27 protein-coding genes and 1 other RNA gene are annotated in these 25,713 nt (G+C 59.1%); 18 read left to right on the top strand and 10 right to left on the bottom strand.

What is annotated here, in order from left to right; genetic code table 11:
- Positions 1–88: 88 nt before the first annotated feature.
- Complete coding sequence (locus SKTS_RS04095) at positions 89–2,152, bottom strand: TonB-dependent receptor plug domain-containing protein (RefSeq protein ID WP_173060729.1); 2,064 nt, start codon at positions 2,150–2,152, stop codon at positions 89–91.
- A 27-nt stretch (positions 2,153–2,179) separates the two neighbouring features.
- Here SKTS_RS04095 and SKTS_RS04090 point away from each other — a divergent pair, with 27 nt between their 5' ends.
- The gene (locus tag SKTS_RS04090; RefSeq protein WP_173060726.1) at positions 2,180–2,326 is read left to right on the top strand and encodes a hypothetical protein; all 147 of its coding nucleotides are present in this window, start codon (positions 2,180–2,182) and stop codon (positions 2,324–2,326) included.
- Between the two features lie 158 nt (positions 2,327–2,484).
- Here the strand turns inward: SKTS_RS04090 and SKTS_RS04085 are convergent, their stop codons facing one another.
- From SKTS_RS04085 to SKTS_RS04075, 3 genes are read right to left on the bottom strand one after another with little or no spacing between them, the layout of a single operon-like run.
- On the bottom strand, positions 2,485–4,563 hold the full coding sequence (locus SKTS_RS04085) for a sensor domain-containing protein (RefSeq protein ID WP_173060723.1): 2,079 nt from the start codon (positions 4,561–4,563) through the stop codon (positions 2,485–2,487).
- A 9-nt stretch (positions 4,564–4,572) separates the two neighbouring features.
- Positions 4,573–5,688, bottom strand: coding sequence for a fused response regulator/phosphatase (locus SKTS_RS04080; RefSeq protein ID WP_173060720.1), 1,116 nt, complete (start codon positions 5,686–5,688; stop codon positions 4,573–4,575).
- A 36-nt stretch (positions 5,689–5,724) separates the two neighbouring features.
- Positions 5,725–6,195, bottom strand: coding sequence for a PleD family two-component system response regulator (locus SKTS_RS04075; protein WP_173060717.1), 471 nt, complete (start codon positions 6,193–6,195; stop codon positions 5,725–5,727).
- A gap of 302 nt (positions 6,196–6,497) precedes the next feature.
- Here SKTS_RS04075 and SKTS_RS04070 point away from each other — a divergent pair, with 302 nt between their 5' ends.
- Positions 6,498–6,917: a sensor histidine kinase gene (locus SKTS_RS04070; RefSeq protein WP_173060714.1), complete on the top strand. Its 420-nt coding sequence runs from the start codon at positions 6,498–6,500 to the stop codon at positions 6,915–6,917.
- The gene (locus SKTS_RS04065; RefSeq protein WP_173060711.1) at positions 6,910–7,560 is read left to right on the top strand and encodes a response regulator transcription factor; all 651 of its coding nucleotides are present in this window, start codon (positions 6,910–6,912) and stop codon (positions 7,558–7,560) included. Before SKTS_RS04070 ends, SKTS_RS04065 begins: the two co-directional genes overlap by 8 nt.
- Positions 7,561–7,574: 14 nt before the next feature.
- Here the strand turns inward: SKTS_RS04065 and SKTS_RS04060 are convergent, their stop codons facing one another.
- Together SKTS_RS04060 and SKTS_RS04055 are read right to left on the bottom strand one after the other, a co-directional pair.
- Positions 7,575–8,930, bottom strand: a complete 1,356-nt coding sequence (locus SKTS_RS04060; RefSeq protein WP_173060708.1) for a sensor histidine kinase — start codon at positions 8,928–8,930, stop codon at positions 7,575–7,577.
- Positions 8,927–9,607 carry a response regulator transcription factor gene (locus SKTS_RS04055; protein ID WP_173060705.1) on the bottom strand — a complete coding sequence of 227 codons (681 nt, stop codon included), beginning with the start codon at positions 9,605–9,607 and terminating at the stop codon, positions 8,927–8,929. The genes SKTS_RS04060 and SKTS_RS04055 overlap by 4 nt, the downstream gene beginning before the upstream one ends.
- A gap of 124 nt (positions 9,608–9,731) precedes the next feature.
- On the opposite strand from SKTS_RS04055, the gene SKTS_RS04050 reads away from it, so the two are divergent.
- A complete protein-coding gene (locus tag SKTS_RS04050) occupies positions 9,732–9,908 on the top strand; it encodes a hypothetical protein (protein ID WP_173060702.1) in 177 nt (58 codons plus the stop codon).
- A gap of 3 nt (positions 9,909–9,911) precedes the next feature.
- Here SKTS_RS04050 and selD read toward each other — a convergent pair whose 3' ends face one another.
- Positions 9,912–10,952 (bottom strand): selenide, water dikinase SelD, encoded by a 1,041-nt coding sequence (gene selD, locus SKTS_RS04045; protein ID WP_173060699.1) that lies wholly within the window; start codon positions 10,950–10,952, stop codon positions 9,912–9,914.
- Positions 10,953–10,978: 26 nt separating this feature from the next.
- Between selD and mnmH the strand changes: the two genes are divergently transcribed.
- Positions 10,979–12,019: a tRNA 2-selenouridine(34) synthase MnmH gene (mnmH, locus tag SKTS_RS04040; protein WP_173068903.1), complete on the top strand. Its 1,041-nt coding sequence runs from the start codon at positions 10,979–10,981 to the stop codon at positions 12,017–12,019.
- A gap of 112 nt (positions 12,020–12,131) precedes the next feature.
- A complete protein-coding gene (locus tag SKTS_RS04035; RefSeq protein ID WP_173060696.1) occupies positions 12,132–12,572 on the top strand; it encodes a host attachment protein in 441 nt (146 codons plus the stop codon).
- A 9-nt stretch (positions 12,573–12,581) separates the two neighbouring features.
- On the opposite strand, the gene thpR is transcribed toward SKTS_RS04035, so the two are convergent.
- From thpR to ispD, 3 genes are read right to left on the bottom strand one after another with little or no spacing between them, the layout of a single operon-like run.
- Positions 12,582–13,118 carry an RNA 2',3'-cyclic phosphodiesterase gene (thpR, locus tag SKTS_RS04030; RefSeq protein WP_173060693.1) on the bottom strand — a complete coding sequence of 179 codons (537 nt, stop codon included), beginning with the start codon at positions 13,116–13,118 and terminating at the stop codon, positions 12,582–12,584.
- A 26-nt stretch (positions 13,119–13,144) separates the two neighbouring features.
- Entirely contained in the window at positions 13,145–13,618 is a 474-nt protein-coding gene (ispF, locus tag SKTS_RS04025; protein WP_173060690.1) for a 2-C-methyl-D-erythritol 2,4-cyclodiphosphate synthase, read from the bottom strand.
- A complete protein-coding gene (gene ispD / locus SKTS_RS04020; protein WP_173060687.1) occupies positions 13,615–14,310 on the bottom strand; it encodes a 2-C-methyl-D-erythritol 4-phosphate cytidylyltransferase in 696 nt (231 codons plus the stop codon). The genes ispF and ispD overlap by 4 nt, the downstream gene beginning before the upstream one ends.
- A gap of 127 nt (positions 14,311–14,437) precedes the next feature.
- On the opposite strand from ispD, the gene amrB reads away from it, so the two are divergent.
- From amrB to ssrA, 12 genes are all read left to right on the top strand, one after another.
- Positions 14,438–15,259, top strand: a complete 822-nt coding sequence (gene amrB / locus SKTS_RS18930; RefSeq protein ID WP_173060684.1) for an AmmeMemoRadiSam system protein B — start codon at positions 14,438–14,440, stop codon at positions 15,257–15,259.
- Positions 15,249–15,806, top strand: coding sequence for an AmmeMemoRadiSam system protein A (amrA, locus tag SKTS_RS18925; RefSeq protein WP_173060681.1), 558 nt, complete (start codon positions 15,249–15,251; stop codon positions 15,804–15,806). The genes amrB and amrA overlap by 11 nt, the downstream gene beginning before the upstream one ends.
- On the top strand, positions 15,803–16,909 hold the full coding sequence (amrS, locus tag SKTS_RS04005) for an AmmeMemoRadiSam system radical SAM enzyme (RefSeq protein WP_173060678.1): 1,107 nt from the start codon (positions 15,803–15,805) through the stop codon (positions 16,907–16,909). The genes amrA and amrS overlap by 4 nt, the downstream gene beginning before the upstream one ends.
- Positions 16,910–17,311: 402 nt before the next feature.
- Entirely contained in the window at positions 17,312–18,349 is a 1,038-nt protein-coding gene (gene waaF / locus SKTS_RS04000) for a lipopolysaccharide heptosyltransferase II (protein ID WP_173060675.1), read from the top strand.
- Between the two features lie 252 nt (positions 18,350–18,601).
- On the top strand, positions 18,602–19,627 hold the full coding sequence (locus tag SKTS_RS03995) for an AI-2E family transporter (RefSeq protein ID WP_198420418.1): 1,026 nt from the start codon (positions 18,602–18,604) through the stop codon (positions 19,625–19,627).
- Positions 19,628–19,779: 152 nt separating this feature from the next.
- Positions 19,780–19,983 carry a 50S ribosomal protein L31 gene (gene rpmE, locus SKTS_RS03990; RefSeq protein WP_173060672.1) on the top strand — a complete coding sequence of 68 codons (204 nt, stop codon included), beginning with the start codon at positions 19,780–19,782 and terminating at the stop codon, positions 19,981–19,983.
- Positions 19,984–20,050: 67 nt separating this feature from the next.
- Positions 20,051–21,697 carry an ArnT family glycosyltransferase gene (locus SKTS_RS03985; protein ID WP_173060669.1) on the top strand — a complete coding sequence of 549 codons (1,647 nt, stop codon included), beginning with the start codon at positions 20,051–20,053 and terminating at the stop codon, positions 21,695–21,697.
- A 110-nt stretch (positions 21,698–21,807) separates the two neighbouring features.
- Entirely contained in the window at positions 21,808–22,479 is a 672-nt protein-coding gene (locus SKTS_RS03980) for an OmpA family protein (protein ID WP_173060666.1), read from the top strand.
- A gap of 71 nt (positions 22,480–22,550) precedes the next feature.
- Complete coding sequence (locus SKTS_RS03975; RefSeq protein ID WP_173060663.1) at positions 22,551–23,861, top strand: TRZ/ATZ family hydrolase; 1,311 nt, start codon at positions 22,551–22,553, stop codon at positions 23,859–23,861.
- A 4-nt stretch (positions 23,862–23,865) separates the two neighbouring features.
- Positions 23,866–24,579 carry a bifunctional 2-polyprenyl-6-hydroxyphenol methylase/3-demethylubiquinol 3-O-methyltransferase UbiG gene (gene ubiG / locus SKTS_RS03970; RefSeq protein ID WP_173060660.1) on the top strand — a complete coding sequence of 238 codons (714 nt, stop codon included), beginning with the start codon at positions 23,866–23,868 and terminating at the stop codon, positions 24,577–24,579.
- Positions 24,580–24,595: 16 nt separating this feature from the next.
- Complete coding sequence (locus SKTS_RS03965; RefSeq protein ID WP_173060657.1) at positions 24,596–25,243, top strand: HAD family hydrolase; 648 nt, start codon at positions 24,596–24,598, stop codon at positions 25,241–25,243.
- 65 nt (positions 25,244–25,308) lie between these two features.
- Positions 25,309–25,672: a transfer-messenger RNA gene (ssrA, locus tag SKTS_RS03960) on the top strand.
- Positions 25,673–25,713: the final 41 nt, after the last annotated feature.

Here is a 25,713-nt window from a genome sequence, read left to right as displayed (position 1 = left end):
ATTTTCTCCCTCGGGTTTCGCTGGAATCGTCTTGGAATTGTATAGGAATTCGCGCGATTGAAGTTTTACGGATTCTGACCGAACGGAACTACCTTGGATTGAAGGTGAGGGTCAGCCACACCATGGGAGAAGTCTGGTTGACTGGATTGGTGCCATGCAGAAATTGCTCCGAACGGTCGGCGATTTCCTGATGGCGCCCTCCCAGATTGGTGCCCACCAGTGCGATTTCCAGCGGGGTTCCTCCGTATTTCACCTTGTGCGCAAGACGCGCATCCAGCGTGGTGTAGGCTTTGGATACGTACTGGCTCTGCGGCACGAAGCCGGTGCCTCCGGCCATCGGCCCCATGCGCAGCAGGCTGAGGGTGCTTGACCACCTGCTCTCCCAATCCTGCATCCAGCTCAGGCTGGCGCTGTATGGCGCAGTCAGCTGGGTGACGAAGGCATCGTTGCAGGAACGATCGATCATGGTATGGCTGAACAGCAGGTGCGTGCCCGGCAGAGGCCGGCTGTCGAACTGATACTCCAGCCCGCGCAGCGTGACAGGCGCGGAAAGATTTTCGTAGCGCGCCGTAGGCAGGGTTGCCGAAAGCAAGGGCGCGGTAAACTCGGGGTGGGATACCCGGATGATGTAATTTTCGATCCGCTCGTTGAACAGGCGCACATCGAGGCGCGTGTTCCAGGTCTGAATCTGGCTCAGATAACCCAGTTCCAGGCTGTCGATGCGCGGCGCCTGGAGATCAGGATTGGGCATGTAGGGCTGAACCAGCAACGCCCCCTGATAAACTGCGCGCACATCTCCATAGCGCTCGAACAGGGTCGGCTGGCGCCAGGCGCGAGCGTAGCCGAAACGCAGCGTATCCTGAGGTGTGACTTTCCAGTTGGCGAACAGACGCGGCGAGACGTGCGGCGCATCGCTGTCGAACTTCTCGACCAAGGCGCTGACGTTGAGACTCCACTTTGGCTTGAACCACCACTCCGTCTGGCCGAACAGGCGCGCAAGATCGGAGCTCTGGTTTGCCGCTCCATAGTAGAGAAAAGGCGCCTCTACCTGGTCGTGACGCACCTCCATGCCCCACACCGTCCGCAGCGTATCGGAAAAAGTCAGCCGGTGCTGCAGTTCCAGGTTGTCGCGCACGCTACTGCGATTGCGGTTGAGGGGCACATTGGCGGTGATCGGTCCGAGCGCAGCGGAAGCGACCCAATCCTCGCTGGTCCGATCGTGATTGCGGTAGTAGTTCAGCAGCCATTCCTCGCCGGGCGTGGGTGTATGCCGCCACTGCAGGTGCAAGGTGGCATTGAGCGTCTCCGAACCGCGTTCGGCGTTGTTATTGAAGGTCGAATCGGGATATCCCAGCTCGCGGCTGCCGTTGCTGGCTGCAAAACGGAACATCAGCTCGTCGTGGTCATCGATGCGCCGGTCGGCGCGCAGTGAGGCGAGCGTGAAGTGTTTCCCATCGTGCAGTCCCGCGAAGCCGTCATCCCGCTTGTCTTCCGCATTCAGCCGCAGACCTCCGGTTTCCGAATTTTCGCCCAGTTCCAGGCTAAGATCCCTGACCCCAGACGTTCCCGCGCGGGCAGACGCTTTCGCGCCAGGCGTATCGGCACTGTGGCGCGTGATGATATTGATCACGCCAAGGAAGGCATTGGAACCGTAGGCCACCGAATTGGTGCCGCGCACCACCTCGATGCGCTCGATTTCGTCGATCGTGACCGGCAGGGAAGTCCAGTCCACACCGTCGAAATTTCCCGGCGAATACACGGAACGGCCGTCCACCAGCACCTGCATCCATGAAGGGAAATCGTTTCCCAGGCCATGGTAGGTCACCCAATGGGAGTCGCCCCGCTCCTGCCCGACCTGCATGCCCGGCACCAGCCTTAACAGCCGCGGGATGTCACGGTAGCCGGTTTCCCGGATCATTTCCCGGTCGATGATGGTCACCGCGGCCGGCGCCTCGTTGAGCGGCTGGGGCAGACGCGAGGGCGTCAGGACGATAGGCAGATTCGTCAGGAATTCCTGTTCATTGGACGCGATCACCGGCGTCTCGAAAGCCTGAGCCGCGTTGGCAGTAAATGCGCCGAACTGCAGGAGGCACAAGGCGAGGAGAAAATACCCGGATATGGATGCAAGCAGACTGGCAGGGAAAGGCGGCATCCATGGCATTATGCCTGGACGCAAGTCATGGCCCTGATCGAAACGGAAAGACGCCTGCATGCGATGGAATCCGAAAGAACGCTGTTCACCGCGCCATTCGGAGTGAATGATGCAGGGGGCATTCTACAGGGCCACCTGGATTACGCAAAGAGCAGTTGCTCTGCTGAAAAATAGCGCTCAGCCACCCTTTAGAAATATGCGTGAGCGCGTCCTCATCGAGGTAGTTCGGAAAAGATTTGGAACCGAGCTGATCGACAAAAACGCTTCAATGAAGCTATCTTATTCATATAACGCAAGTAGCAGGAAACACACCCTGCCTTTATTATTCAGAATCACGCCGCAGCCAGACTGTCCTTGCCGCATTGTTTAACCATGAGAAAATCCACCAGTTCTGCTGGCGGCAACGGCTTGCTGTAGTAAAAACCCTGTACCTCGTCACAATGCAGTTTCGTGAGGAAATCGATTTGCGCCTGGGTCTCGGCACCCTCCGCGATCACCCGCAAATTGAAGCCGTGTGCCATCGCCACAATGGTGGAGCAGATTTGAATATCGTCCGCGTTAAAAGGAATCTCGCTGACAAAACTCCGGTCGATCTTGAGCACATCGAGCGGAAAGCGCTTCAGGTAACTGAGGCTGGAATACCCTGTGCCGAAATCATCAATCGACAAACATACCCCGATGGATTTGAGCTGTTTCATCATGGACACGGCGTCCTCGACATTGCTTGCCAGCATGCTTTCTGTCAGCTCGATTTCCAGGCACTCGGCAGGCATGCCAGTCTCGGCCAGAATCGATGCTATATGCTGCGGCAAATCCACCTCGGAAAACTGTCGGGCTGAAAGGTTCACCGCCAGACGCAGTCGCCCCAGGCCTTGTTCCTCCCAGCGCCTTATTTGAGCACACCCTTCGCGCAACACCCACTCGCCTATCGGCACAATCAATCCTTCTTCCTCGGCGATGGGAATAAAGTCCCCCGGCGGAATCAGACCGAGCTCGGGATGCCGCCAGCGCAACAGCGCTTCCACGCCGACGATCTGTCCGGTCGCCAATTTCACGACTGGCTGGTAATAAAGACAGAGTTCTTTTCGTTCCAGGGAGTGCCGCAGGCCGCGCACCAGAACCAGGCGCTTGGCAGCCAATTCATTCATGCCATGGGTGTAAAAATGGAATCCTCTCCGGTTATCCATGTGTGCACGGCGCATGGCCGTATCGGCATTGCGCAACAGCACTTCGGCACTTTCGCCATCACTGGAGGACATGGCAATGCCGACGCTCGCCGAGAGAAAAATCTCCAGTTCGTCAATAAAAAACGGAGCCACGAAAATGTCGAGAATTTTTTCGGCAACCTTGGCGGCATCTTGCTCCCGTTCCAACGCCGGCAGCACGACAGCGAACGTATCCTGCCCATAACGCGCAAGGGTATCGGATTGCCGAACAAGCCCTCCCAGGCGCTGCGCCAGCTCGTTAAGCAGGCGGTCCCCCGCCACAAATCCCAGCGACTGCAGAACCAGGTCGAAATTATTCAAACCAATGACCAGGACTGCGGCCATCTCGCTTCCCTCACGGAAAATCTTGAACAACGCCTGGGAAATCCGGTCGCAAAGCAGGATGCGGTTGGGCAGCCCGGTCAGGCCATCGTGCGTGGCCAGGCGCTGCATCCTGGCTTCTACGCGTTTGTGTTCGGTCACATCGGCGATCACCGCCATCAGGCTGCCCATGAAGCCGTCACCATCCTCAAGATTGGCAGCCCAGATTCGCAGGTCGATCAAACTGCCATCACGCCGGCGTTGCCCCAACAACTCGGTTTCATGGGGCGCATTCTCGTCCAATGCCTGGTCGCACCAGCGTAAAAAATCATTGTTCCCATCACCGGACAAGATCAGCGGCGCCTTGCCCAGCACTTCATGACTGCTCCAGCCAAACATTTTTTCCGCCGACCGGCTCCAGAAAATGACCGTTCCATCATTGTTGAGCGTCACGATCGCCAGCGGGGCGGCATTTATCAGGGCAAGAAAACGGTGGTTGCTCTTCTGCAGGGACGCCTTGATCTTCTGATTCAGCCAATCGTCAACGCGCTTTAGCTCGATAATGTAAGCTGGCTTGCCGTCCCACTCCCCCGCATCAACGCTCAATTCGGCCTGATAAGGGGTGCCGTCGGGGCTGAATATATCGATGACTATCGTTTCCCCCTCGACAATCCGGTAACCGAACGGCTTGCCAACAAACCGCCTTGCCTCGCGGTAGAAAATCCGCTCCGCCATAGGGTTCACATACACCACGACCCCCTCCTGATCGGTGATGACAAGTCCATTGGCTTCCTGTGCCATGGGGTGACGAGGTGCGACACCATCCTTTTTTTCAACGCCGGGCGCAGGTGCGGCCCGGAACAATGCAGGTATGTCTTGCGGCATATTCAAGGCTCACTCGATGGCCAGGGTGATCAGGCTGACATCATCAAGCGGCTCAAGCCCATCCATGAAAACGATGAGCTCCTTCTTGATGATCTCGACCAGGGACTCGCCATTTCCTGATTGGGCCAGAACCCGGTCCAGGCGTTCTTCGCCAAACATTTCCCCTGCTGGATTTATCGCGTCAGTCAGACCATCGCTATATAGAACCAGCGACTCCCCCTCACGCGGGGAAAAGGTCTCCATCAGGGGCTTGAATTCCTCGGGGGAAAGTATCCCCAAAGGCAAATTCATGGAGCGGGGCCGCGCCAGGACCACTCCTTGCCCGGAGATGATCCTCATGCTTGGCAATCCGCCATTCCATATGGTAATCAATGACTTATCAAATTCCACAGAAAGCAGGCAAGCGGAGCAGAAATGCCCGGTAGGCAACATGCTGAATAATTTCTTGTTGATCGCGGTCGCGACCTGTCCCACGTCCTGCTCCGCCTCCACCATACTGAAGAACACATCTGCCGCGGGGATGGCACCCACCGCCGCGGCGAGTCCATGGCCGGTAAAATCGCCAAGCATCACCCACAAGTCGCCCCGACTGTTTTTTTCATAAATCACCATATCCCCGCTGAAATGTCCTGCAGCCCAACTCCAGCTATTCAATTGCGCCACATCCTGACGGCGGCTCCGGATGAGCGAATCGAACATATGGCGCGCCAGCTTGATCTCCTGCTCCGTCTTTATCCTGGACGACTCATAGTCGTTATACAGATGAGCGGTACGCTCGATACTCATGATTTTGGCACGCAGGGAAATCGGGTTCATCGTATCTTCGATGAAGTCATCGGCATGCCCTTCCATGAACTTGCACAGAGCGAACTCGTCGGCCACCGGTGACATGAAGATGATAGGTACGAAATGCCGGGGGTTTTGCAACTTGATCTGGTGAGACAGCGAAGGTCCTGCATCCCCCATGTCGGAATGAACGAACACCATGTCGGGGTTCGTCTGGGAAAACAGTGACAATGCCTTCGCTGCATTGTCCGCCTCTTCAACCTGGTGCCCATCATTGGCCAGCATACCGCTCAAGTGCTGGCGCCCGACACGATCCTGCTCCACAACCATAACTTTCATGACGGTCTCCCTCACTTGTTTCCGGAACGCACAGGACTATCTCGCGTACAACTCCAAAGACCCCTGGCCTGAACTTCGTATTGCGGGCCTTTTCATCTCGTTCCGCCCGGAATAGCACAGGTTGCGCGACAATATTTCACAGATGCGCTGGACGTGCTCCATGGTGCCAATTTTTGCGTTAGCCGGCAGACGGTCGAAGCCATCCGTCTCAACGTGTTTTCCCATTCCCATAAAGACAGAAAGATTTTCACATGCCCCCATCGAAGTCATCACCACCACGGGCGAGAGGCAATCTGCCGCGCCCGAGCCGGGTCTTATGGCGCCGCAACCTTCTCCTTCCTGCGTAGAGAACATGTTCATCAGCACCACATCGGGTCGGTGTTGCTTCATGAGACCCCGGACATCGCCGCCCTCCTCGATGAGCAGCACATCATGGCCTTCCATGCGCAGCAACTGGGCAAGCAGACGGCGCCCGATTTGATCCTTCTCTGCTATCACTACCCGCATATTTTTCTCCTTGATAATGGGGTGAAATACGGACCGTACTGATTGAGTCAAAGTCTATCCGAACGTCATTTACTTACCATTTGGATTTTTATTTACGCGCCTAAGAAAAACACTTAGGGGATTTCCCCCTATCTCTTCACTCCGGATGAGAGCTCTGAAATGTACCCTATTGATGAGGCTGAATATTCGGACTAGCATTACCGTCGTCATACATTGTTTGCCCACTATACAAATATGAAAAAGGCAAATTACTGATGCAATTGGCAACCCATCTGGACCCGCTGGCGGAGCACCTGCAAGCCTTGATCGAAGCGCTGCCTGGTGCTTGCTTATTTAAGGATGGCGCGGGACAGCCGCTCGCCGCGGCAAACACCTATCTGAGGAGATGCGTGGAGCTCATCGAATCCGGCCGGCATGACAAGGAACATCTGGGTGAAGAGATCAAAGCCGCCCATTTCCAGACCGAGCGCGCGGGTAAAATCATTGCCCATCTTCGCGATTTTATCCGCAAGGGCAGAGGCGACCGGGGGGAGGGCATTCCGGAATCGGAAATTGAACTAATTTTCAACCCGTTTGCCTCATCCACGGACGATGGCCTGGGGCTGGGCCTGACCATCTGTCGCAGCATAGTCAAGTCCTGCGGCGGACAGATCCGGGTCTTTTCCTCGCTGGATTCCGGCTCCATTTTCACTATTACCTTCTCCCTGGACGATCATGCCTGACGCCGCTCTCGCAACCGTTTTTGTCGTGGATGACGACGAGGCCATCCGTCACTCCATTCATTGGCTGCTGCAATCGGTACATCTCACATCCGTGATGTTCCCCTCCGCACAGGATTTTCTCAGCCACTATTCTCCCGAGCAGCCGGGTTGCCTGCTGCTTGATGTCAGAATGCCCGGCATGAGCGGACTGGATCTGCTCGACCATCTGAGAGCGAACCACGTCGACATCCCGGTCATCATCATGTCCGGCCATGGCGATATCCCGATGGCAGTGCGCGCGCTCAAAAATGGCGCGCTGGATTTCGTCCAGAAACCTTTCAACAATCAGGAGATGCTTGACCGGATCCAGTGTGCCCTGCGACTGGATCAGGCGAATCGCGCCAAACGCCTGGGATCGCAGGACTTGCAAGACCGCCTTGCGAAACTGACTCCGCGGGAAAGGGAAATCCTGGGGCATATCAAGAGCGGAAAATCCAGCAAGCTTATCGCGCGCGAACTCGACATCAGCCCCAAGACAGTCGATGTCCATCGCATCCACATCATGAGAAAACTCAATATCCATCATGCCGTGGAATTGGGGAATTTCTCTGACACCCTCATCCACCATGATCAGGAAACCACAGGTGTAAATTTACCGCACTAAATCGACGCAGAAATTCAGGCTGCGGGCAGATCGAGGGTAAAAGCGCTCCCCCCCAATGGACTTTTGGTAATGGCGATGGTGCCGTGATGAAGTTCGACAAAAGCTTTGGCCAAACTTAAGCCCAGGCCAGAGCCTGCCATGGTTCGACTGGGGTCAAGACGCGTGAATCGCTCGAACACCTTTTCCCGCATCGTTGGGGGGATGCCCGGCCCGCCGTCTTCCACCACTACTTTAATCTGGCCGCCCTGCTGTTGCGCATGCAACTTGATTTCGCTTCCCGCAGGAACGTACTTGAGCGCGTTGTCCAGCAGGTTGGATATGATTTGCGCAAGAAGCTGGCGGTTGCCGTAGATCAGCAAACCGTCAGCAACTTCTCCTCGCAGAACGAGACTACGCTCCTCGGCCGAGGGCGTATAAAGCTCGACCAGTTCACTCAGCAATTCCGAAAAATCCACCACCGCGCGTTTCACCGGCATTCCACCTGATTCCGCCCGGCTGATGGCGAGCAGGGAACTGAAAATGCTCTGCATCTTTTCCAGTTCGCATTGCACTCTTTCCAGCGCCGCCTTGTGTGCCCCCAGGTCTCCTTGCTGCAGGGCCACCTGGACATCGGCACGCAGGCGGGTCAGCGGCGTGCGCAAGTCGTGGGCGATGTTGTCGCTCACCTGGCGGATGCCTTGCACCAATTTTTCGATCCGTTCCAGCATCGCGTTCATGTTGCTGGCCAGCACCGAAAATTCATCGTTTCCCACCGCCGGCATGCGGCTGGAAAGATCGCCGGATTGCACGATCTGTTGCGTATGGCGGTTGAATGCCTCGATTCGTCCGCGAAAGCGCCATACCAGCCAGTATCCGAGGGCCAGGCCGAACAGGGTCACCCCTCCGGCCGTCTCCAGAAAAGTCTGCCGGAACTTGGCTAGCAAGTCCAACGCCGGCTCCATGCTGGATGCGACGAAGCCGGTCATATCCTTCCCGATGGGAAATGAAATCACCCGTACCGTGTGCTTCCTGTTATCGCTTGTCTCCAGCTTTACCTGTTGTACGCCCGAAAACGAAGTGACCATGGATATCGCGATACCGCCCGCCTGGTAGGTAACCTTGTTTTTCGGGTCGATAATACGAAACCCGTGAAACTGGCTGCCGTCGCTCTCGATTTCACTCTGGATCGCGTGGTACAAACCTGCCGTGCCATCGACATGATAACGAGCCTGTAGCAGTTGGCTCTCTTCTGTCATGGCCTTATCCACCTCGTGGGTAAGCATGGTGGTGAGTTGGTAATCAAGGAAAAAGAAGAGCAGGGCCGCGCCGCCCAGATAGGTGAGCAACAGGCCCAGGGCGAAGCGTAAAGGGGCGGAGTCTCTGTGCCTCATTCCCCCGGTCGCATCGTGTAACCCTCACCGCGTACGGTATGCAACAGCGGCAAGGGAAAATGTTTGTCGATTTGTTGGCGCAGACGACTAATATGCACATCCACCACGTTGGTCTGGGGATCGAAATAATAGTCCCACACGTTTTCCAGCAGCATGGTGCGGGTCACCACCTGGCCGGCGTTACGCATGAGGTATTCTAGCAATCGGAATTCGCGTGGTTTGAGGAAAATTTCCTGTCCGGAACGCGTCACTTTGCGTGTGAGCAGGTCCACTTTCAGGTCGGCGACTTCCAGTTCCGTTTCCGTTCCCGCCGTCGGTCGCGCACGGCGCAGCAGGGCCTCGATACGGGCCTGCAATTCGCTGAAAGCATACGGTTTCACCAGGTAGTCGTCGCCGCCGGCGCGCAAGCCTTCCACGCGCTCGTCAACCTCGCCCAACGCGCTGAGAATCAACGCCGGGGTCTGCATGCCCTCACCACGCAAGGTACGCAGCATGGACAGGCCATCGAGCCTGGGCAGCATGATATCCACGAGCCACAAGCTAAAGTTGCCGGCACGCGCTTTTTCCAGCCCCTCCAGACCGTCGCGCGCAATTTCGGACGTGTAGCCCAGACCGGTCAATCCTTGTTGCAACAGTGCGGCAGCAGCAGAATCGTCTTCAACAATAAGAATTTTCATTGGAATTACGGATAAGAGGGACGGTGAAATCATATGTTAATTGTTACATGGAAATCATGAACGAATATTAATTTCAGTTTTCCAATTAATGCGTTATGCTCAAAACAACAGCCTGGAGGTTGCCATGAACAGCCGCATTACCCTCCCCACTTACGAAGTCGAATTCATCCCGCTGGAACGGCGACTCAGGGAAGACCGCCGCAAGCAATCAGGAGGCAGCTACAGCGGCCCCGAGCGACGCCACCACCGCATCCGGCGCGACGACCAGCGGGCCGCGGACAGGCCGCGCCAGCAGGCATAAAACTCAGATCACCTTCACCCTGGCATCTCCCGCCACCATGCGTCCGATTTCGCGGGCATAGCCGAATCCCTGCTGGCGGAACAGGTCCAGCACATCATCGACAACCTCCGGCGCGCACGCCACCATCAGCCCCCCGCTGGTTTGCGGGTCGCACAGCAGGTTTTTTTGCCATTCCGCCATGCCTTCGGGCAAATCCACTTCGTGGCCGTAGCTCGCCCAGTTGCGCCCCGACGCGCCCGGCGCATAGCCTTTTTTGGCCAGGTCCAGCGCCGCCGGTAAAATCGGCAATTCATCGAATTCGAGCTCCGCGCCCATCTGCGAGCCGCGGCAAATCTCCAGCAGATGCCCCAGCAAGGCGAAGCCGGTCACGTCGGTCAGCGCATGAACGCCGTGCATGTGGGCCAGCACCGATCCGGGCGTATTGAGCTGGGTGGTGCTCTCCAGCATCTGGCGGTAGCCTTCCTGCGACAACTCGCCCTTCTTGAGCGCAGCGCTCATGATGCCGATGCCCAAGCCTTTGCCCAGGATCAGCACATCGCCATCCTGGGCGCCGATGTTGCGCTTCACCTTGTCGGGATGTACCACACCCAGCGCCACCAGCCCGTAGATCGGCTCCGGCGAATCGATGGAATGCCCGCCGGCGATGGGAATCCCCGCCGCAGCGCAGACCGATTCCCCGCCCACCAGGATGTCGTGGATGACTTGCGTGGAAAGCTTGCCGATAGGCATGCCCACGATCGCCAGCGCCATGATGGGCTGCGCGCCCATGGCATAGATATCGGACAATGCGTTGGTGGCCGCGATGCGGCCGAAATCCACCGGGTCGTCCACGATGGGCATGAAGAAATCGGTAGTGGCGACGATGGCCTGGTTGTCGTTGAGGCGGTACACTGCCGCGTCGTCGCCGGTCTCGGTGCCGACCATCAGGTCGGGATGAATCAAGCGCCCCGGCATATTGGCCAGAATTTCATGCAGCATGGCTGGCGCAATTTTGCAGCCGCAACCGCCGCCGTGAGAGAATTCGGTTAATTTGATTGTGCTCATAAATCGGGAAAAGAAAATTGTTGAAGGTGGTAAACGTAGCACAGTTGGCCGAGTTTGACGACATCATCGACGTCCGCTCGCCCTCCGAATTCGCCGATGACCACGTGCCCGGCGCGCTCAATTTCCCGGTACTGGACGACGAGGAGCGCGCTCGCATCGGCACGATGTACAAGCAAGTCTCCTCCTTCGACGCCAAAAAAGCCGGTGCTGCCCTGGTGTCGCGCAATATCGGCCTGCACCTGGAGCGCGGCCTCGCCGCCCGACCCAAGGGCTGGAAGCCCCTGGTCTATTGCTGGCGCGGCGGCCAACGCAGCGGTTCAATGGCCCACGTGCTGGGGCAGATCGGCTGGCATGTCGGCCAGATGGACGGCGGCTACAAGGCCTACCGTCGCCAGGTGCTGGAGGACCTGACGACGCTGCCCGCCCGCTTCCAGTGGCGCGTGGTGTGCGGCACGACCGGCTCAGGCAAAAGCCGCCTGTTGCAGGCCCTGCAGGCAGCGGGCGCGCAGGTGCTGGACCTCGAAGATCTCGCCAATCACCGCGGCTCATTGCTGGGCAACATTCCCGACGTGCCTCAGCCGTCGCAAAAATACTTCGAAAGCCTGGTCTGGGCCAAGCTGCACAGCTTCGACCCCGCCCTGCCGGTCTACGCCGAGGCGGAAAGCAAGAAAATCGGCAACGTGCGGGTGCCGGACACAATCATCGAGGCCATGTGGCAGGGTCAATGTATCCGCGTCGAAGCCACCACGGCGCAACGCGTCGTGCTATTGAAAGAGGAATATCAGCACTTTCTTTCCGACCCGGCCGCCCTGGGGCAGAAACTCGGTTTTCTCACCGAACTTCACGGCAAGGAACGCATCGGCCGCTGGCAGGAAATGGCGCTCCGCGGCGAATGGGACACGCTGGTCGGCGAGTTGCTGGAACAGCACTACGACCCCGCCTATACCCGCTCCACCCTCAAGCACTATCCCCACTATGCGCAAGGCCTGGTGCTGCAGCCGCTGGAGCTGGGCGAAGCCGCCATGCGGGAACTGGCGCAAGAGATTTTGGACGGCCAGAAAAATTGATCTGACTCATTTTAGCTGCAGCGAAAAAGTGCTAGGCTGTTTCTGCCGTGCGCAAAAAAACGCCGACACGGTCTTTCCTATCATCAAAATCAAGTCAGGAGTGTCGTACATCATGATCACAACCTGGATTCTTGTCGCAAACGCCAGTACCGCCCGCCTCTACGCCAACCATGGCGCGAAAAAAGGCATGCAGTTGGTGAAAGAACTGTTCCACCCCGAAAGCCGGGAAAAAGCCTCCAATCTCGTCGCCGACCGCCCCGGACACAACCCCGGCGCGGGCAATGGGCACGGCTCTTTCGTCCCTTCCTGCGACCCCAAGCACAACGAAGCCGAGCGCTTCGCCCAGGAACTCGCGCGAGAACTGGACCAAGGCCGAACGGCCAATATTTACCAGCGCGCCATACTGGTTGCCGCTCCGGCGTTCATGGGATTGCTCAAAGGCAATCTCTGCGGCCAGGTCAGCAAACTGGTGAGCGAAAGCGTGGAAAAGGACTACACCAAGGCCACTGAAAAAGAATTGTGCGGGCACCTGGAAAACGTCATTTTCCTCTGACACCGCCTATCAACCTAAAGACCAGCGACCTATAGCCTCATAGGTCGCCCCTTCCTCCCGCGTTACCGAACGCACCAGCACGAACTCATTGGCGACCCATTCCTGGGATTCAAACGCCGGCCATTCCGCTTTTTCGCAGCGCGCATTGCGCAGCAGCGTGACATGAGGTGCATAAACGGGGCGGTCATCAAAGGCGAAAGCAGCAACGCGCAGCCCGTCCTGCAACTGATTCACCAGCGCCAGCAACGGCCCGGGCGTTGTGTCCGGCGCAGCCCAGGCCACCCGGTTGTGGCGCCACCAGCCAAGCTGGTTCAGGGTCATGACGAAAGGCGGCAGCGCAACGCCATCTCCCACCGCGCGCAAGGCGTCGATCCTGGTGATTTCCACGTTGCCGAGAAACACCAGCGTGAGGTGGATGTTGTTGCACCGCATCTGCCGCCCGCCGCACGCATCGCGCAGCTTGCGGCCCGCCTGGTCTAGCGCGCCGCACACCGCGGCGTCCGGCCACAAGGCGAAAAACAGCCGCGCCTGCCCCTCACCCCTCACCCCTCACCCCTCACCCCTCACGGCCTTCACACCTCGCGCAGCAGGCAAATGGCCTGCGCCGCAATGCCCTCGCCGCGCCCGGCAAAGCCCAGTTTCTCCGTGGTGGTCGCCTTGACGTTGACGCAATCGCCAGCCACATTCAGGTCGGCGGCGATGTTGGCCTCCATCTGCGGGATATGGGGCGCCATCCTGGGCGCCTGGGCGATGATGGTGGCGTCCACGTTCACCGCATGGAAACCCTTGAGCGCCACCAGGCGCATGGTCTCGCGCAGCAAATGGCGGCTATCGATGCCCTTGAACTGGGGGTCGGTATCCGGGAAATGGCGCCCGATGTCGCCCAGCCCGGCAGCGCCCAGCAAGGCGTCGCAGATGGCGTGCAACAGCACGTCCGCGTCGGAATGCCCGGCCAAGCCGAGGTGATAGGGGATGTCGACCCCGCCGATAATCAGCTTGCGCCCCTCTACCAGAGCATGCACGTCCAGACCTTGACCGACTCTCATGATTCCTCCTGTTGCAGCAACAATGATGCGATTTCCAGATCCTGCGCGTAAGTGACCTTGAAGTTGCGGCTGTCCCCCTGCACCAGCCTGGGTTTCAGCCCGAGCAGCTCCATCGCCTGCGCTTCGTCGGTGGGAACGTGGCTGCCGGGCAGCGACAGCGCTTCGAGCAGGGCGCCATGACGGAACATCTGCGGCGTCTGCGCTTGCCACAGGCCGGCGCGCGGCTCGGTGTGGGCGACCCGCTGTTCCGCATCGGCACGCTTGAGCGTGTCCGCCACCGGCACGGCGAGCAGGCCGCCTACCGGGTCGGCGCCGCCCTCGGCGATCAGGCGCCCCAGCGCTTCGTCGCTCAGGCAAGGGCGGGCGGCGTCGTGCACCAGCACCCAGTCGTCGGCGGCCACGTCGTCGCGGATCGCCTTGAGCCCGTTGCGCACGCTCTCGAAACGTTCCGCCCCGCCGCAAAACAGCGGCACCAGGGTCGGCGCGAAGGCTTCCCAGTCGTATTGCCCCCAGCGTTCGTCGTCCGGCGCCAGCACCACGTACACCCGCTCGATATTCTTGCAGCCGCACAGGCGGGCAATGGCGTAGTAAATCAGCGGCCGTCCCAGCACTTCGAGATACTGCTTCGGCGTCGGCGCGCCCATGCGGGAACCCCAGCCGGCAGCGGGAATCAAACCATAGAAATTAGGCATGTCATGAACCTGCGTACAAATGGCGTTAATCAATTGATACGAATGCTGGGAGGGGTATGATTGAGAACTCCAACCATCCCCATTTTATCGCCAAGCTATCCCGTTTATCCAAAAGATAGGGGGCATCATGAATCAAATCCGTCCCGCCGCTGTCGCCGGCGCATTTTACCCCGGTGAAAGCGGCGTTCTGATGCACGATGTGAAAGCCATGCTGGCTGCGGCGCAAGCTCATCCATCCGGCGCGCGCACCACCCCGCCCAAGGCGCTGATTGTACCCCACGCCGGCTATATCTATTCCGGCCCCATCGCCGCCAGCGCCTATGCGCAACTGATTCCGGCCCGCGCCACCATCCGCCGCGTGGTCCTGCTCGGACCGGTGCATCGCGTGGCAGTGCGCGGCCTCGCCCTGCCCGGCAGTGTCGACAGCTTCGAAACGCCGCTCGGCATCGTACCGCTGGACAGACAAGCCATGGATTCGATCGCCGACCTGCCGCAAGTGGTGGACAGTCCGCCCGCCCACGCCTGGGAACACTCGCTCGAAGTCCAGTTGCCGTTTTTGCAGCAGGTTCTCGACGACTTCAGCCTGGTGCCGCTGGCAGTGGGCGACGCCACGCCGCAGGAAGTGGCGCAAGTACTGGAACGCCTGTGGGGTGGCGAGGAAACCGTCATCGTCATCAGCTCCGATCTTTCCCATTACCTTCCCTATGACGTCGCCAAGCGGGTGGACCATGGCACGGCCCAGGCCATCCTGGCGCTGGACGCCCCCGTCAGCCACGAACAGGCGTGCGGCGGCACGCCGGTCAACGGCCTGTTGCTGGCGGCGCGGCACCACCGCCTCGCGGCGCAACTGCTGGACTTGCGCAATTCCGGCGATACTGCGGGCGACCGCGACCGGGTGGTGGGATATGGCGCGTTCGCCTTTTTCGAGAACCGTGGCCATGAGCACTGACGAGCGCGGCCCCGTGCTGCTGGCGATCGCCCGCGCCGCCATTTCCAGCGCCCTGGGCAAGCCGCTGCGGGCGGACGAATCCGCACCCTGGCTGCAGGAACCCGGCGCGACCTTCGTCACCCTCACCCAGGATGGCGAGCTGCGCGGCTGCATCGGCAGCCTGGAGGCGCATCGCACCCTGCTGGAGGACGTCAAGGCCAACGCCCTCAACGCCGCTTTCCGCGATTCCCGTTTTGCGCCGCTCACCGCGGAGGAACTGGAAACCACCCAAGTCGAGGTTTCCCTGCTCTCGCCATGTGCGCCGATGTGTTTCACCTGCGAGCAGGACGCCCTGGCGCAGTTGCGCCCCAACGTGGACGGCGTGGTGTTCGAGTACGGCCACTGCCGCAGCACTTTTTTGCCCCAGGTGTGGGAGTCGCTGCCCGACCCGGCGCAGTTCATGGCCCATCTCAAGTACAAGGCCGGGCTCGCGCCGGACTTCTGGGCCGACGGGGTGAAGTTGTCGTGTTATACCGTGTGCAAATGGAAGGAGTCCGAGTTCAAATGAAAACCGCCGAATCCAACTATGCTGAATCCAAATACCTTGGCCGCTACTGGCACGCGCTCGAAGACGGGCGCATCCAGTGCGACCTGTGTCCGCGCGACTGCAAGCTGCACGAGGGCCAGCGCGGGCTGTGCTTCGTGCGCCAGAACATCGGCGGCCAGATGATCCTGACCACTTACGGGCGCTCTTCGGGCTTCTGCATCGACCCGATCGAGAAGAAACCGCTCAACCATTTCTACCCCGGCAGCAGCGTGTTTTCCTTCGGCACCGCCGGCTGCAACCTGGCCTGCAAGTTCTGCCAGAACTGGGACATCAGCAAGGCCAAGGACATGGACCGCCTGATGGACCAGGCTTCGCCGCAGGAAATCGCCCGCACCGCGGAACATTACGGCTGCAAGAGCGTGGCTTTCACCTACAACGACCCGGTGATTTTCGCCGAATACGCCATGGACGCGGCGGATGCCAGCCACGCCCGCGGACTCAAGACGGTGGCGGTGACCGCCGGCTACATTCAACCCGCGGCGCGGCGCGATTTCTACGCCAAGATGGATGCCGCCAACGTGGACCTGAAAGGCTTCACCGACGAGTTTTACCTCAAGTTATGCGCCGGCCACCTGCAGCCGGTACTCGACACCCTCAGCTACATTCACCACGAAACGCAGTGCTGGCTGGAAATCACCACCCTGCTCATCCCCGGCCAGAACGATTCCGACCAGGAGATCACCAACCTGTCCCAGTGGATCGCCAAGGAACTCGGGCCGGAAGTGCCGCTGCATTTTTCCGCATTCCACCCCGACTACAAGATGATGGACACCCCTGCCACGCCTTCCGCCACTCTCGGCCGGGCGCGCAAGATCGCCATGGATGCCGGGCTGCATTACGTCTACACCGGCAACGTGCACGACCCGGCGGGCGACACCACCTACTGTCCGAGCTGCAAGGCCGCGCTGATCGAGCGCGACTGGTACCAGATCAACGCCTACCACCTGGACGACACCGGCCATTGCCCGCACTGTGGGACGCTCATCGCCGGGCATTTCGAACACTTCAGCGGACAATTCGGGCGACAGTGCATCCCGGTAGGAATTCATCTCCAACGCACCTAGCGTCGGCTTTCCCACTGCCAGCTTGCGAGCGCAGCGAAGCAATCTCGATTTCAGCAACCAATATCGCAGATGGCTTCATCGCTGCACTCCTCGCGATGACGATTGTCTCCAGCGCCTCTCTGGAAAAAGTATTCACGGAGCAACATCAAATCGTCACGTTCATCTGCTTGAATACGTCCTCAATTACCTTACCTCAAGGATGATCCCATGACTCAAAAATGCTGCAAGACCGATCAAGAATCACAACCCTGCATTTCAAGAAAAAGCATCATTGTCGGGATCTATTTCCTGATGGCGCTCGCGCTGAGCGGTGTCGTTTACGAGGCGACCCATTATATTTGAGCTGCAACCCAGCCTTCTCCGCTTGTAGGGCGAGCCGCATCACGGTTAAACTCCGGCTCCATGGCCCAGCCCCGATACAGAATCCTTGTCGTCGCCCCCTCCTGGGTGGGCGACATGGTCATGGCGCAAACGCTGTTCATACGCCTGCATCAGTTGCACCCCGGCCTGGAACTGGACGTATTGGCGCCGGACTGGACCATCCCCCTGCTGTCGCGCATGCCGGAAGTGCGCGAGGCCATCTCCAATCCGTTTCGCCATGGCGAGTTCAAGCTCGGTGCCCGCTATCGCCTGGGGCAGTCGCTGCGCGCGCGCGGCTACGACCAGACCATCGTGCTGCCCAATTCGTGGAAATCCGCCCTGGTGCCCTTTTTCGCCGGCATACCCGTGCGCAGCGGCTATCGCGGCGAGATGCGCTGGGGATTGTTGAACGACCGGCGCAAGCTGGATAAGAACAAACTGCCGCTAATGGTGGAACGCTTCGTGGCGCTGGCTGACGCGCCCGACTCAACGCTGCGACTTCCCCTGCCACAGCCGGCGCTATCCGTGGACGACCATCGCAGACTGGCCACGCTGACCAAACTCGGCCTGACAGCAGGCGCCAATATCGCCGCCCTGTGCGTCGGCGCCGAATACGGCCCGGCCAAGCGCTGGCCGCCGCAGCATTTCGCCGAACTGGGAAAGAAGCTGCGCCAGCAGGGCTGCCAGGTCTGGCTGGTGGGCTCGGCCAAGGACGCGGAAGCAGGCGCCGAAGCGGCGCGCCTGAGCGGCGGCGCCTGTATCGACTTGTGCGGCAAGACCAGTCTCGACGAGGCGGTGGATCTGCTCGCCTCAGCCTCGATTGTAGTCAGCAACGACTCCGGCCTGATGCACGTCGCTGCAGCGCTCGACAAACCGCTCATCGCGCTTTACGGCTCCAGCAGCCCGGGCTTCACGCCGCCGTTGTCGCAAAAAGCGCACATCGTCAGCCTGCATCTGCCCTGCAGCCCCTGCTTCAAGCGCGAATGTCCGCTCGGCCACCTCAATTGCCTGGTGAAGCTGACGCCTCAGCAAGTGCTGGATGAAATCACCGTAGCCCTCGACAAGGAAGACCATGGCTAGTGTACTGTTTCACGCTAAATGGCACTTTCAGCGCGACCCTGAGCGGTCATATGCAAGACGCGCATGCGCCGGAATAGTCACTCTATTCCAAGTACGAGCAACGCCGCAGATGACCGCTCAGGGTCGCGCCCGAAGGGAGCCCACCCAAAATCGCCCTGACTGCGTTGCGGCGCTTGGCAAGGGAGCAGCCATTGCCGGCGCGCCACGCCTTGCCACGCCACTTTTGGGAGGGCTCTGAAAGTGCCATTTAGCGTGAAACAGTACACTGGTGAATTCAACCCCCGCCATATCGAAATCGCCGCCTGGCTGATCGCGGCGTTTCTGCTCGTCACGGTGGTATATACGCACCTCCTGCCCGCGCTTCTGGCCGGACTGTTGATGTATGAACTGGTGCATATGCTCGCCGCGCGCATCAACCTGCTCCGTTTCGGCGGCAGACCGGCCAAGATCGCCGCGGTCGCCTTGCTGGCAGCACTGATGGCGACTTTGATCTCATTCGCCACGCTGGGACTGATGGCTTTCTTTCACAGCGATGCCAGCAATCTTCCGGCGTTGATGCAGAAAATGGCGGCCATCATCGAAGGGTCTCGCGCCATGCTACCCGCCTGGCTGGTAGAGAAGTTGCCTACCAGCGCGGAAGGCATCCAGACCGGCACGGTGGAACTGTTGCGCACCCATGCCAGCGAGGTACAGACGGTGGGCAAGGAAATGGGGCGCACCCTGGTCCATGTGCTGATCGGCCTGATCATCGGCGCCATGGTTTCGCTGCGCGAAGTCACTGCAAGCCATCAGTATCGCCCCCTCGCGGGCGCCCTTGCGGAGCGCGTGAGGCTGCTCGCCGACGCATTCCGCCGCATCGTCTTCGCCCAGGTCAGGATCGCAGCGCTCAACGCCTTCTTTACCTGGATCTACCTGGGTGTGATTCTGCCCCTGTCCGGCGTCCATCTGCCGCTCACCAAGACACTTATCGTCGTGACCTTTCTCGCCGGCCTGCTGCCGGTTATCGGCAACCTGATTTCCAATTCCATCATCGTTATCGTCAGCCTGGGGCAGTCTCTCGAAATCGCCATGGCTTCCCTGCTGTTCCTGATCGTGATCCACAAGCTGGAATATTTTCTCAACGCCCGCATCGTCGGCACCCAGATCCGCGCCCACGCCTGGGAACTCCTGCTCGCCATGCTGACCATGGAAGCGGCATTCGGCGTCATGGGCGTGGTCGCTGCGCCGATTTACTACGCTTACCTGAAAAGCGAACTGACGAACAAGGGACTGATTTGATCCGCCCTGCCGGACGCACTTCATTTATCCACAAAGCGCTTGCCAAACGACGTTCCATGGTGGATAATTGCGCCATTTTTCGCGGCAATCAATACCTCGAAACGCTCAAACAATCGATGCTCTAAATTGGGCAACAGGCAAGGATTTGAATCATGAAACCGGAAATTCACCCCAACTACAACGAAATCACCGTGAACTGCAGCTGCGGTTCTTCCTTCAAGACACGTTCCACGATGTCCAAGGACTTGCACGTTGAAGTGTGCTCACAGTGCCACCCCTTCTATACCGGCAAACAGAAGATTGTCGATACAGCAGGCCGGGTCGAGAAGTTCCGCCAAAAGTACGGCATGAAGTAAACACGATCGAAATGCAGGAAAAAAGGCAGCTCAGGCTGCCTTTTTTGTTGTCACACTTTCGCCCCCTATGCCATTTACACCTTTCTCGCGACCATCGTTCGGGCAGCCGCCCGCCATCCATTTAGGCTGGGTCATCCTCGTCTGCTCGGCGTGGGTACTTTTCAGCCTGATCGGCCACGACCCGTGGAAGCCTGACGAAGCCTATAGCTTCGGCCTGGTTTATTCCATTCTGAAAGGACACGACTGGGTGGTACCGATGCTGGCCGGCGAACCCTTTATGGAAAAGCCGCCACTGTATTACCTGACGGCAGCCGGATTCGCTCGCCTTTTCTCCGGCTGGCTGCCGCTCCACGACGGCGCACGCCTCGCCAGCGGTTTCTATATGGGCCTGACGCTCCTGTTCAGCGGTCTGGCTGCGCGCGAACTGTGGGGTAAAGGATACGGGCGCCTGACCGCTCTAATCCTGATCGCCTGCCTCGGTCTTCTGGTGCGCACCCATCAGCTGATCACCGATACAGCCCTGTTGGCCGGATTCACCGCCGCGTTCTACGGTCTCGCGCTTGCTCCGCGCCGGCTGGTTCTTGGCGGAATATTTATCGGCATGGGCGCAGGCGTCGGGTTCATGTCCAAGGGCCTGCTCGCGCCCGGCACCATCGCCATCACCGCCTTGCTGTTGCCGCTGGCATCCCCGACCTGGCGAACCCGCCAGTATTTGATCTCGCTGCTCATCGCCCTCATCGTCGTCCTGCCCTGGATGACGATATGGCCATACCTGCTTTATCAGCGTTCCCCGCAACTGTTTTCCGAGTGGTTTCTGGTCAACAACCTGGGGCGCTTTAACGGCACCGCCCATCTCAGCGACACGCACGAATCCGCCTATTACCTGCGCATGCTGCCATGGTTCGCGTGGCCGGCTCTCCCCCTGGCACTTTGGACTCTATGGCGACAAAGATGGAGCGGTTGGAGCAAGCAGTATGTTGCCCTGCCTCTCACCTTGTTTCTGGTTACATTAAGCGTACTGAGCGCTGCGTCGGAAGGCCACGATGTCTATGCGCTACCCCTGCTTCCACCACTCGCGGTGCTGGGCGCGGCGGCGGTGGAAACTCTGCGCAGAGGAGCCGCCAACGCTTTGGACTGGTTCAGCGTAATGACTTTCGGCCTGATCGCAATTGTCCTGTGGGCAGGCTGGTATGCCACCTTGACCGGCCATCCTGCAGCACTGGCCAGTAAATTCGATCGTCTCCAACCCGGCTATGTCACGCATCTAAATTGGCCTGCACTGCTCATTGCCATGGTATTGAGCCTGGCCTGGCTGATTGTCGTGTTGCGAATGGAGCGCGGCGCACTGCGCGCGATCATCAATTCCGCACTGGGCATCACGCTGGTATGGGGTTTACTGGCTACGATCTGGCTACCGTGGCTGGATGCGGGCAAAAGCTATCGCGACATGTTCACCTCCCTGCACCAAGCCATGCCCGCGCAGTATGACTGCCTCGCCAGCAGAAGCCTGGGTGAACCGCAGCGCGCGATGCTGTATTATTTCAATGGCATAATCAGCGAAAGAGAAGAGATATACCAACCCCACTGCAGCCTGTTGCTGGTGCAGGGACAACCTCAGTCCCTCGAACCACCCGGTAAGAATTGGCGTATCCTGTGGGAGGGACAGCGCTTAGGCGACAATTCAGAATGGTTTACGCTATTTCAGAAGAAATGATCTTGTAGCATGCAACTTGAATTATTTTTCGGCTTGTGTATTAATATTAAGCATTGGTAATAATCCCAACAACATCGCACACCAAAACAGTCTCTATCAAGGAGTAAATAATGAAAAATACACTCACCAAAATCAGCATCAGCCTGGCACTGAGCCTGGCCTTTTCCACCGCTGCGTTCGCACATTCTGTGGAAAAAGAAGGTTATTTGATCGACACCCGCGGCAACGTGGTCAAGAACAACTACAACGAATGCTGGAGAACCGGCTACTGGACTCCGGCCATGGCCATCGCCGAATGCGACCCTGACCTGGTCAAGAAAGAAACTCCTGCCGCCGCCCCCGCCGCTCCTGTAGCGTCGGGCCCGGAGAAAGCCGCATTTGCAAAAATCACCCTGCAAGCCGAGACCCTGTTCGATTTCGACAAGGCCGTGGTACGCCCGGATGGCAAGAAGAAGCTGGACGAAGAAGTCGTCGCAAAAATGAAGCAGTACCCTGAAGTCGAAGTGGTGCTGGTCACCGGCCATGCAGACCGCATCGGCAAGGAAGCCTACAACCAGAAACTGTCCGGACGCCGCGCTGATGCGGTGAAGAGCTACCTGGTCGGCCAGGGCATCGATGCCAAGCGCATCGAAACCGCCGCCAAGGGCGAATCCGAGCCAGTGGTTGCCTGCAGCGACATCAAAGGCAAGGAAAGCGGCAAGAACAAGAAACTGGTGGAATGCCTGCAGCCAAACCGTCGCGTAATGGTTGAAGTCAGAGTACAAAAACCAACCCAGCAATAAGCGAGTTGAGTTAGTAACCGAAAGCCCCGCACTATGCGGGGCTTTTTTCTTGCACCCCATCTGGTAAACCGATGCAACAAGCCGACACGATAATTGATGCACGCTGGGTGATACCCGTAGAGCCGGCGCGGCAGGTACTCGACCATCACAGTGTGGTCATCGCGGCGGAGCATATCGTCGCCATTCTGCCGACCCCCGAAGCCCATAAGTGCTTTGAGGCGAAGCGTACCGTCACGCTGGGTGAGCACGCGCTCATCCCCGGCCTGATCAATCTCCACACCCATGCCGCAATGAACCTGATGCGCGGCCTGGCCGACGACCTGCCGCTGATGGAGTGGCTCAAGCATCACATCTGGCCCGCCGAAGCACGCCACGTCTCTTCCCAGTTCGTGCGCGACGGCACGCTGCTGGCCTGCGCCGAGATGCTGAAGGGCGGCATTACCTGCTTCAACGACATGTATTTCTTCCCGGATGCAGTCGCCGAAGCGGTTCTGGAATCAGGCATGCGCGCCGCCATCGGCATGATCGTTATGGACCATCCCACCGCTTATGCGAGCGACGCGGACACCTACCTCCACAAGGGTCTGGAGACGCGCGACCGCTTTGCGGCGGAGCCATTGCTGTCGTTCACGCTCGCGCCTCATGCACCCTACACCGTCAACGACAAAACCTTCGGCAAAATACTCACTTATGCCGAGCAACTCGACCTGCCCATTCACATCCATCTGCAGGAAACGCAGGACGAAATCCAGCAAGGTCTGGAGCAGCATCAGCTCAGGCCGTTGCAGCGCCTGCAAAATTTGGGATTACTGGGCCCCAACCTGATCGCGGTGCATGCCGTGCATCTGAAGCCGGATGAAATGGCCGTCCTCGCCCAGCAAGGCTGCCATATCGCGCACTGCCCCACTTCGAACCTCAAACTGGCGAGCGGTATCGCACCGGTTACAGCCATGCTGGCTCATGGCATCAACGTCGGTATCGGCAGCGATAGCGCCGCTAGCAACAACCGCCTCGACCTGTTCCAGGAAATGCGCCTCGCCGCCCTGCTCGCAAAAGGAACCAGCGGACAGGCGGACGCCCTGCCGGCGCATCAGGCGCTGCGCATGGCAACGCTCAACGGGGCACGTGCATTGGGCAAGGAAGAACGGCTGGGATCGCTTGAGCCGGGCAAGGAGGCGGATATTGTCGCCGTCAGACTTGGCGGACTGGAAACCTTGCCATGTTATGATGTGATTTCGCATCTGGTCTATGCTGCAGGACGCGAACACGTCACGCACGTGTGGGTCCGCGGCAAGCCCGTAGTGGAAAACCGCAACCTGCTCACGCTTGATGAGCGGCACCTGTCAGCCCATGCCGGCATGTGGCAAGAACGCATTAGGTAAAGACATGAACGACGCTACCCCATTGAACGCCGACCAACAGGAACTGGACAAATTCAGCCAGCTCGCCCACCGCTGGTGGGACCCCAGCAGCGAATTCAAACCGCTGCATGACATCAACCCCTTGCGCCTCGAATACATCGACAGCCTCGCCGGCCTTTCGGCCAAGCACGTGCTGGATGTCGGCTGCGGCGGCGGCATCCTGTCCGAAAGCATGGCAGCACGGGGCGCGAACGTTACCGGCATCGACCTGGGCGAAAAGGCCCTCAAGGTAGCCAAACTGCATCTGCTGGAAAGCGGCCAGAAAGTGGATTACCGCCTGATCGCCGTGGAAGCATTGGCGCAGCAGGAGGCCGGGCAATATGACGTGGTGACCTGCATGGAGATGCTGGAACACGTGCCCGACCCTGCCAGCATCGTCAGAGCCTGTAGCCAGCTCGTCAAACCAGGCGGCCAGGTGTTCTTCTCCACACTCAACCGCAACCTCAAGTCCTATCTGTTCGCCGTCATCGGCGCAGAATACGTGCTCAACATGCTGCCGCGCGGCACCCACGAATATGCAAAATTCCTCAAGCCATCCGAACTCGCGCGCCACTGCCGCGCCTCAGGCCTGGTCGTCGACGAAGTCACCGGCATGAGCTACAACCCGCTTTCCAAGGTCTATTCCCTCGGCAAGGACACCAGCGTCAACTACATGCTGGCATGCCGCCGCGAAGCATAAGAAACCAGGCAGCAAAATGATCAAGGCAGTCCTCTTCGACCTCGACGGCACACTCGCCGACACCGCGTTGGATCTGGGTTACGCCCTCAACGAACAGCGCCGCCGGCACGGCCTGGCTCCGCTGCCGCACGAGCAGCTTCGCCCCTATGCCTCGCACGGCACGGTCGGCCTGCTTGACGTCGGCTTCAACCTCGCACCCCAAGACCCGTCCTTCTCCGCCATGCGGGAAGAATATCTCGAGCTTTACACCGCCAACCTGTGCCGCCTGACCTGTCTGTTTCAGGGCATGGCAGAAACCCTGCAACAACTCGAACAGCGCGGCATCCCCTGGGGCGTGGTCACCAACAAACCCGCGCGCTTCACCGACCCGCTCATGGCCGCGCTGGGATTGAGCGAACGGGCCGCCAGCATCATCAGTGGCGACACCTGCGCCCACCCCAAACCCCATCCCGAACCCCTGCTGTGCGCCAGCCGTGAAATCGGCCTGCCACCGGAAACATTCGCCTATGTAGGCGACGCCCAGCGCGACATGGAAGCCGCCCTCGCCGCCGGAATGCGGCCGATCATCGCGCGCTACGGCTACCTCGGGCCGGATGACCACCCGGAACAATGGGACGCCCACTGCATGATCGAAAGCCCGCTGGAACTATTGCGCTTGCTGTAAGCAGCGCTGTGTTAAAATTCATGTTCCATTGAACTTTGGTGCTCCAGGCCAGTCAATGTAAGCACGGGGGCGACCCGGTTTCGACGTGGGTTGCAAAGCAGCGTAGGGCATACCGAGGACCAGTTACCTCGTAAATACATCTGGAAACAAATAGTCGCAAACGACGAAAACTACGCACTAGCCGCTTAAACGGCTTTGCCTCTGCACCGGTTCTCTCATGGGCCGGGTCAGGCAACTGACAGCAGAGTCATTCACATGAGATCGCGCCGGTCCGGGTTACTTGAACCGGTGCTAAATAAAAGGTAACTCGCCCGAATCCAGCCTGTCCTGTTGGCGTGACAAGGGTTAAAACCAAATAATTGGACTAAGTATGTAGAACTGCCTGTAGAGGGCTTGCGGACGCGGGTTCGATTCCCGCCGCCTCCACCAATAGCGCATCATCAGAAATACCGTTGCATACCGAAAACCCG

Origin of the sequence: Sulfurimicrobium lacus (assembly GCF_011764585.1) — a bacterium.
Classification (GTDB): domain Bacteria; phylum Pseudomonadota; class Gammaproteobacteria; order Burkholderiales; family Sulfuricellaceae; genus Sulfurimicrobium; species Sulfurimicrobium lacus.
This window is presented reverse-complemented; position numbering and strand designations above follow the sequence as displayed.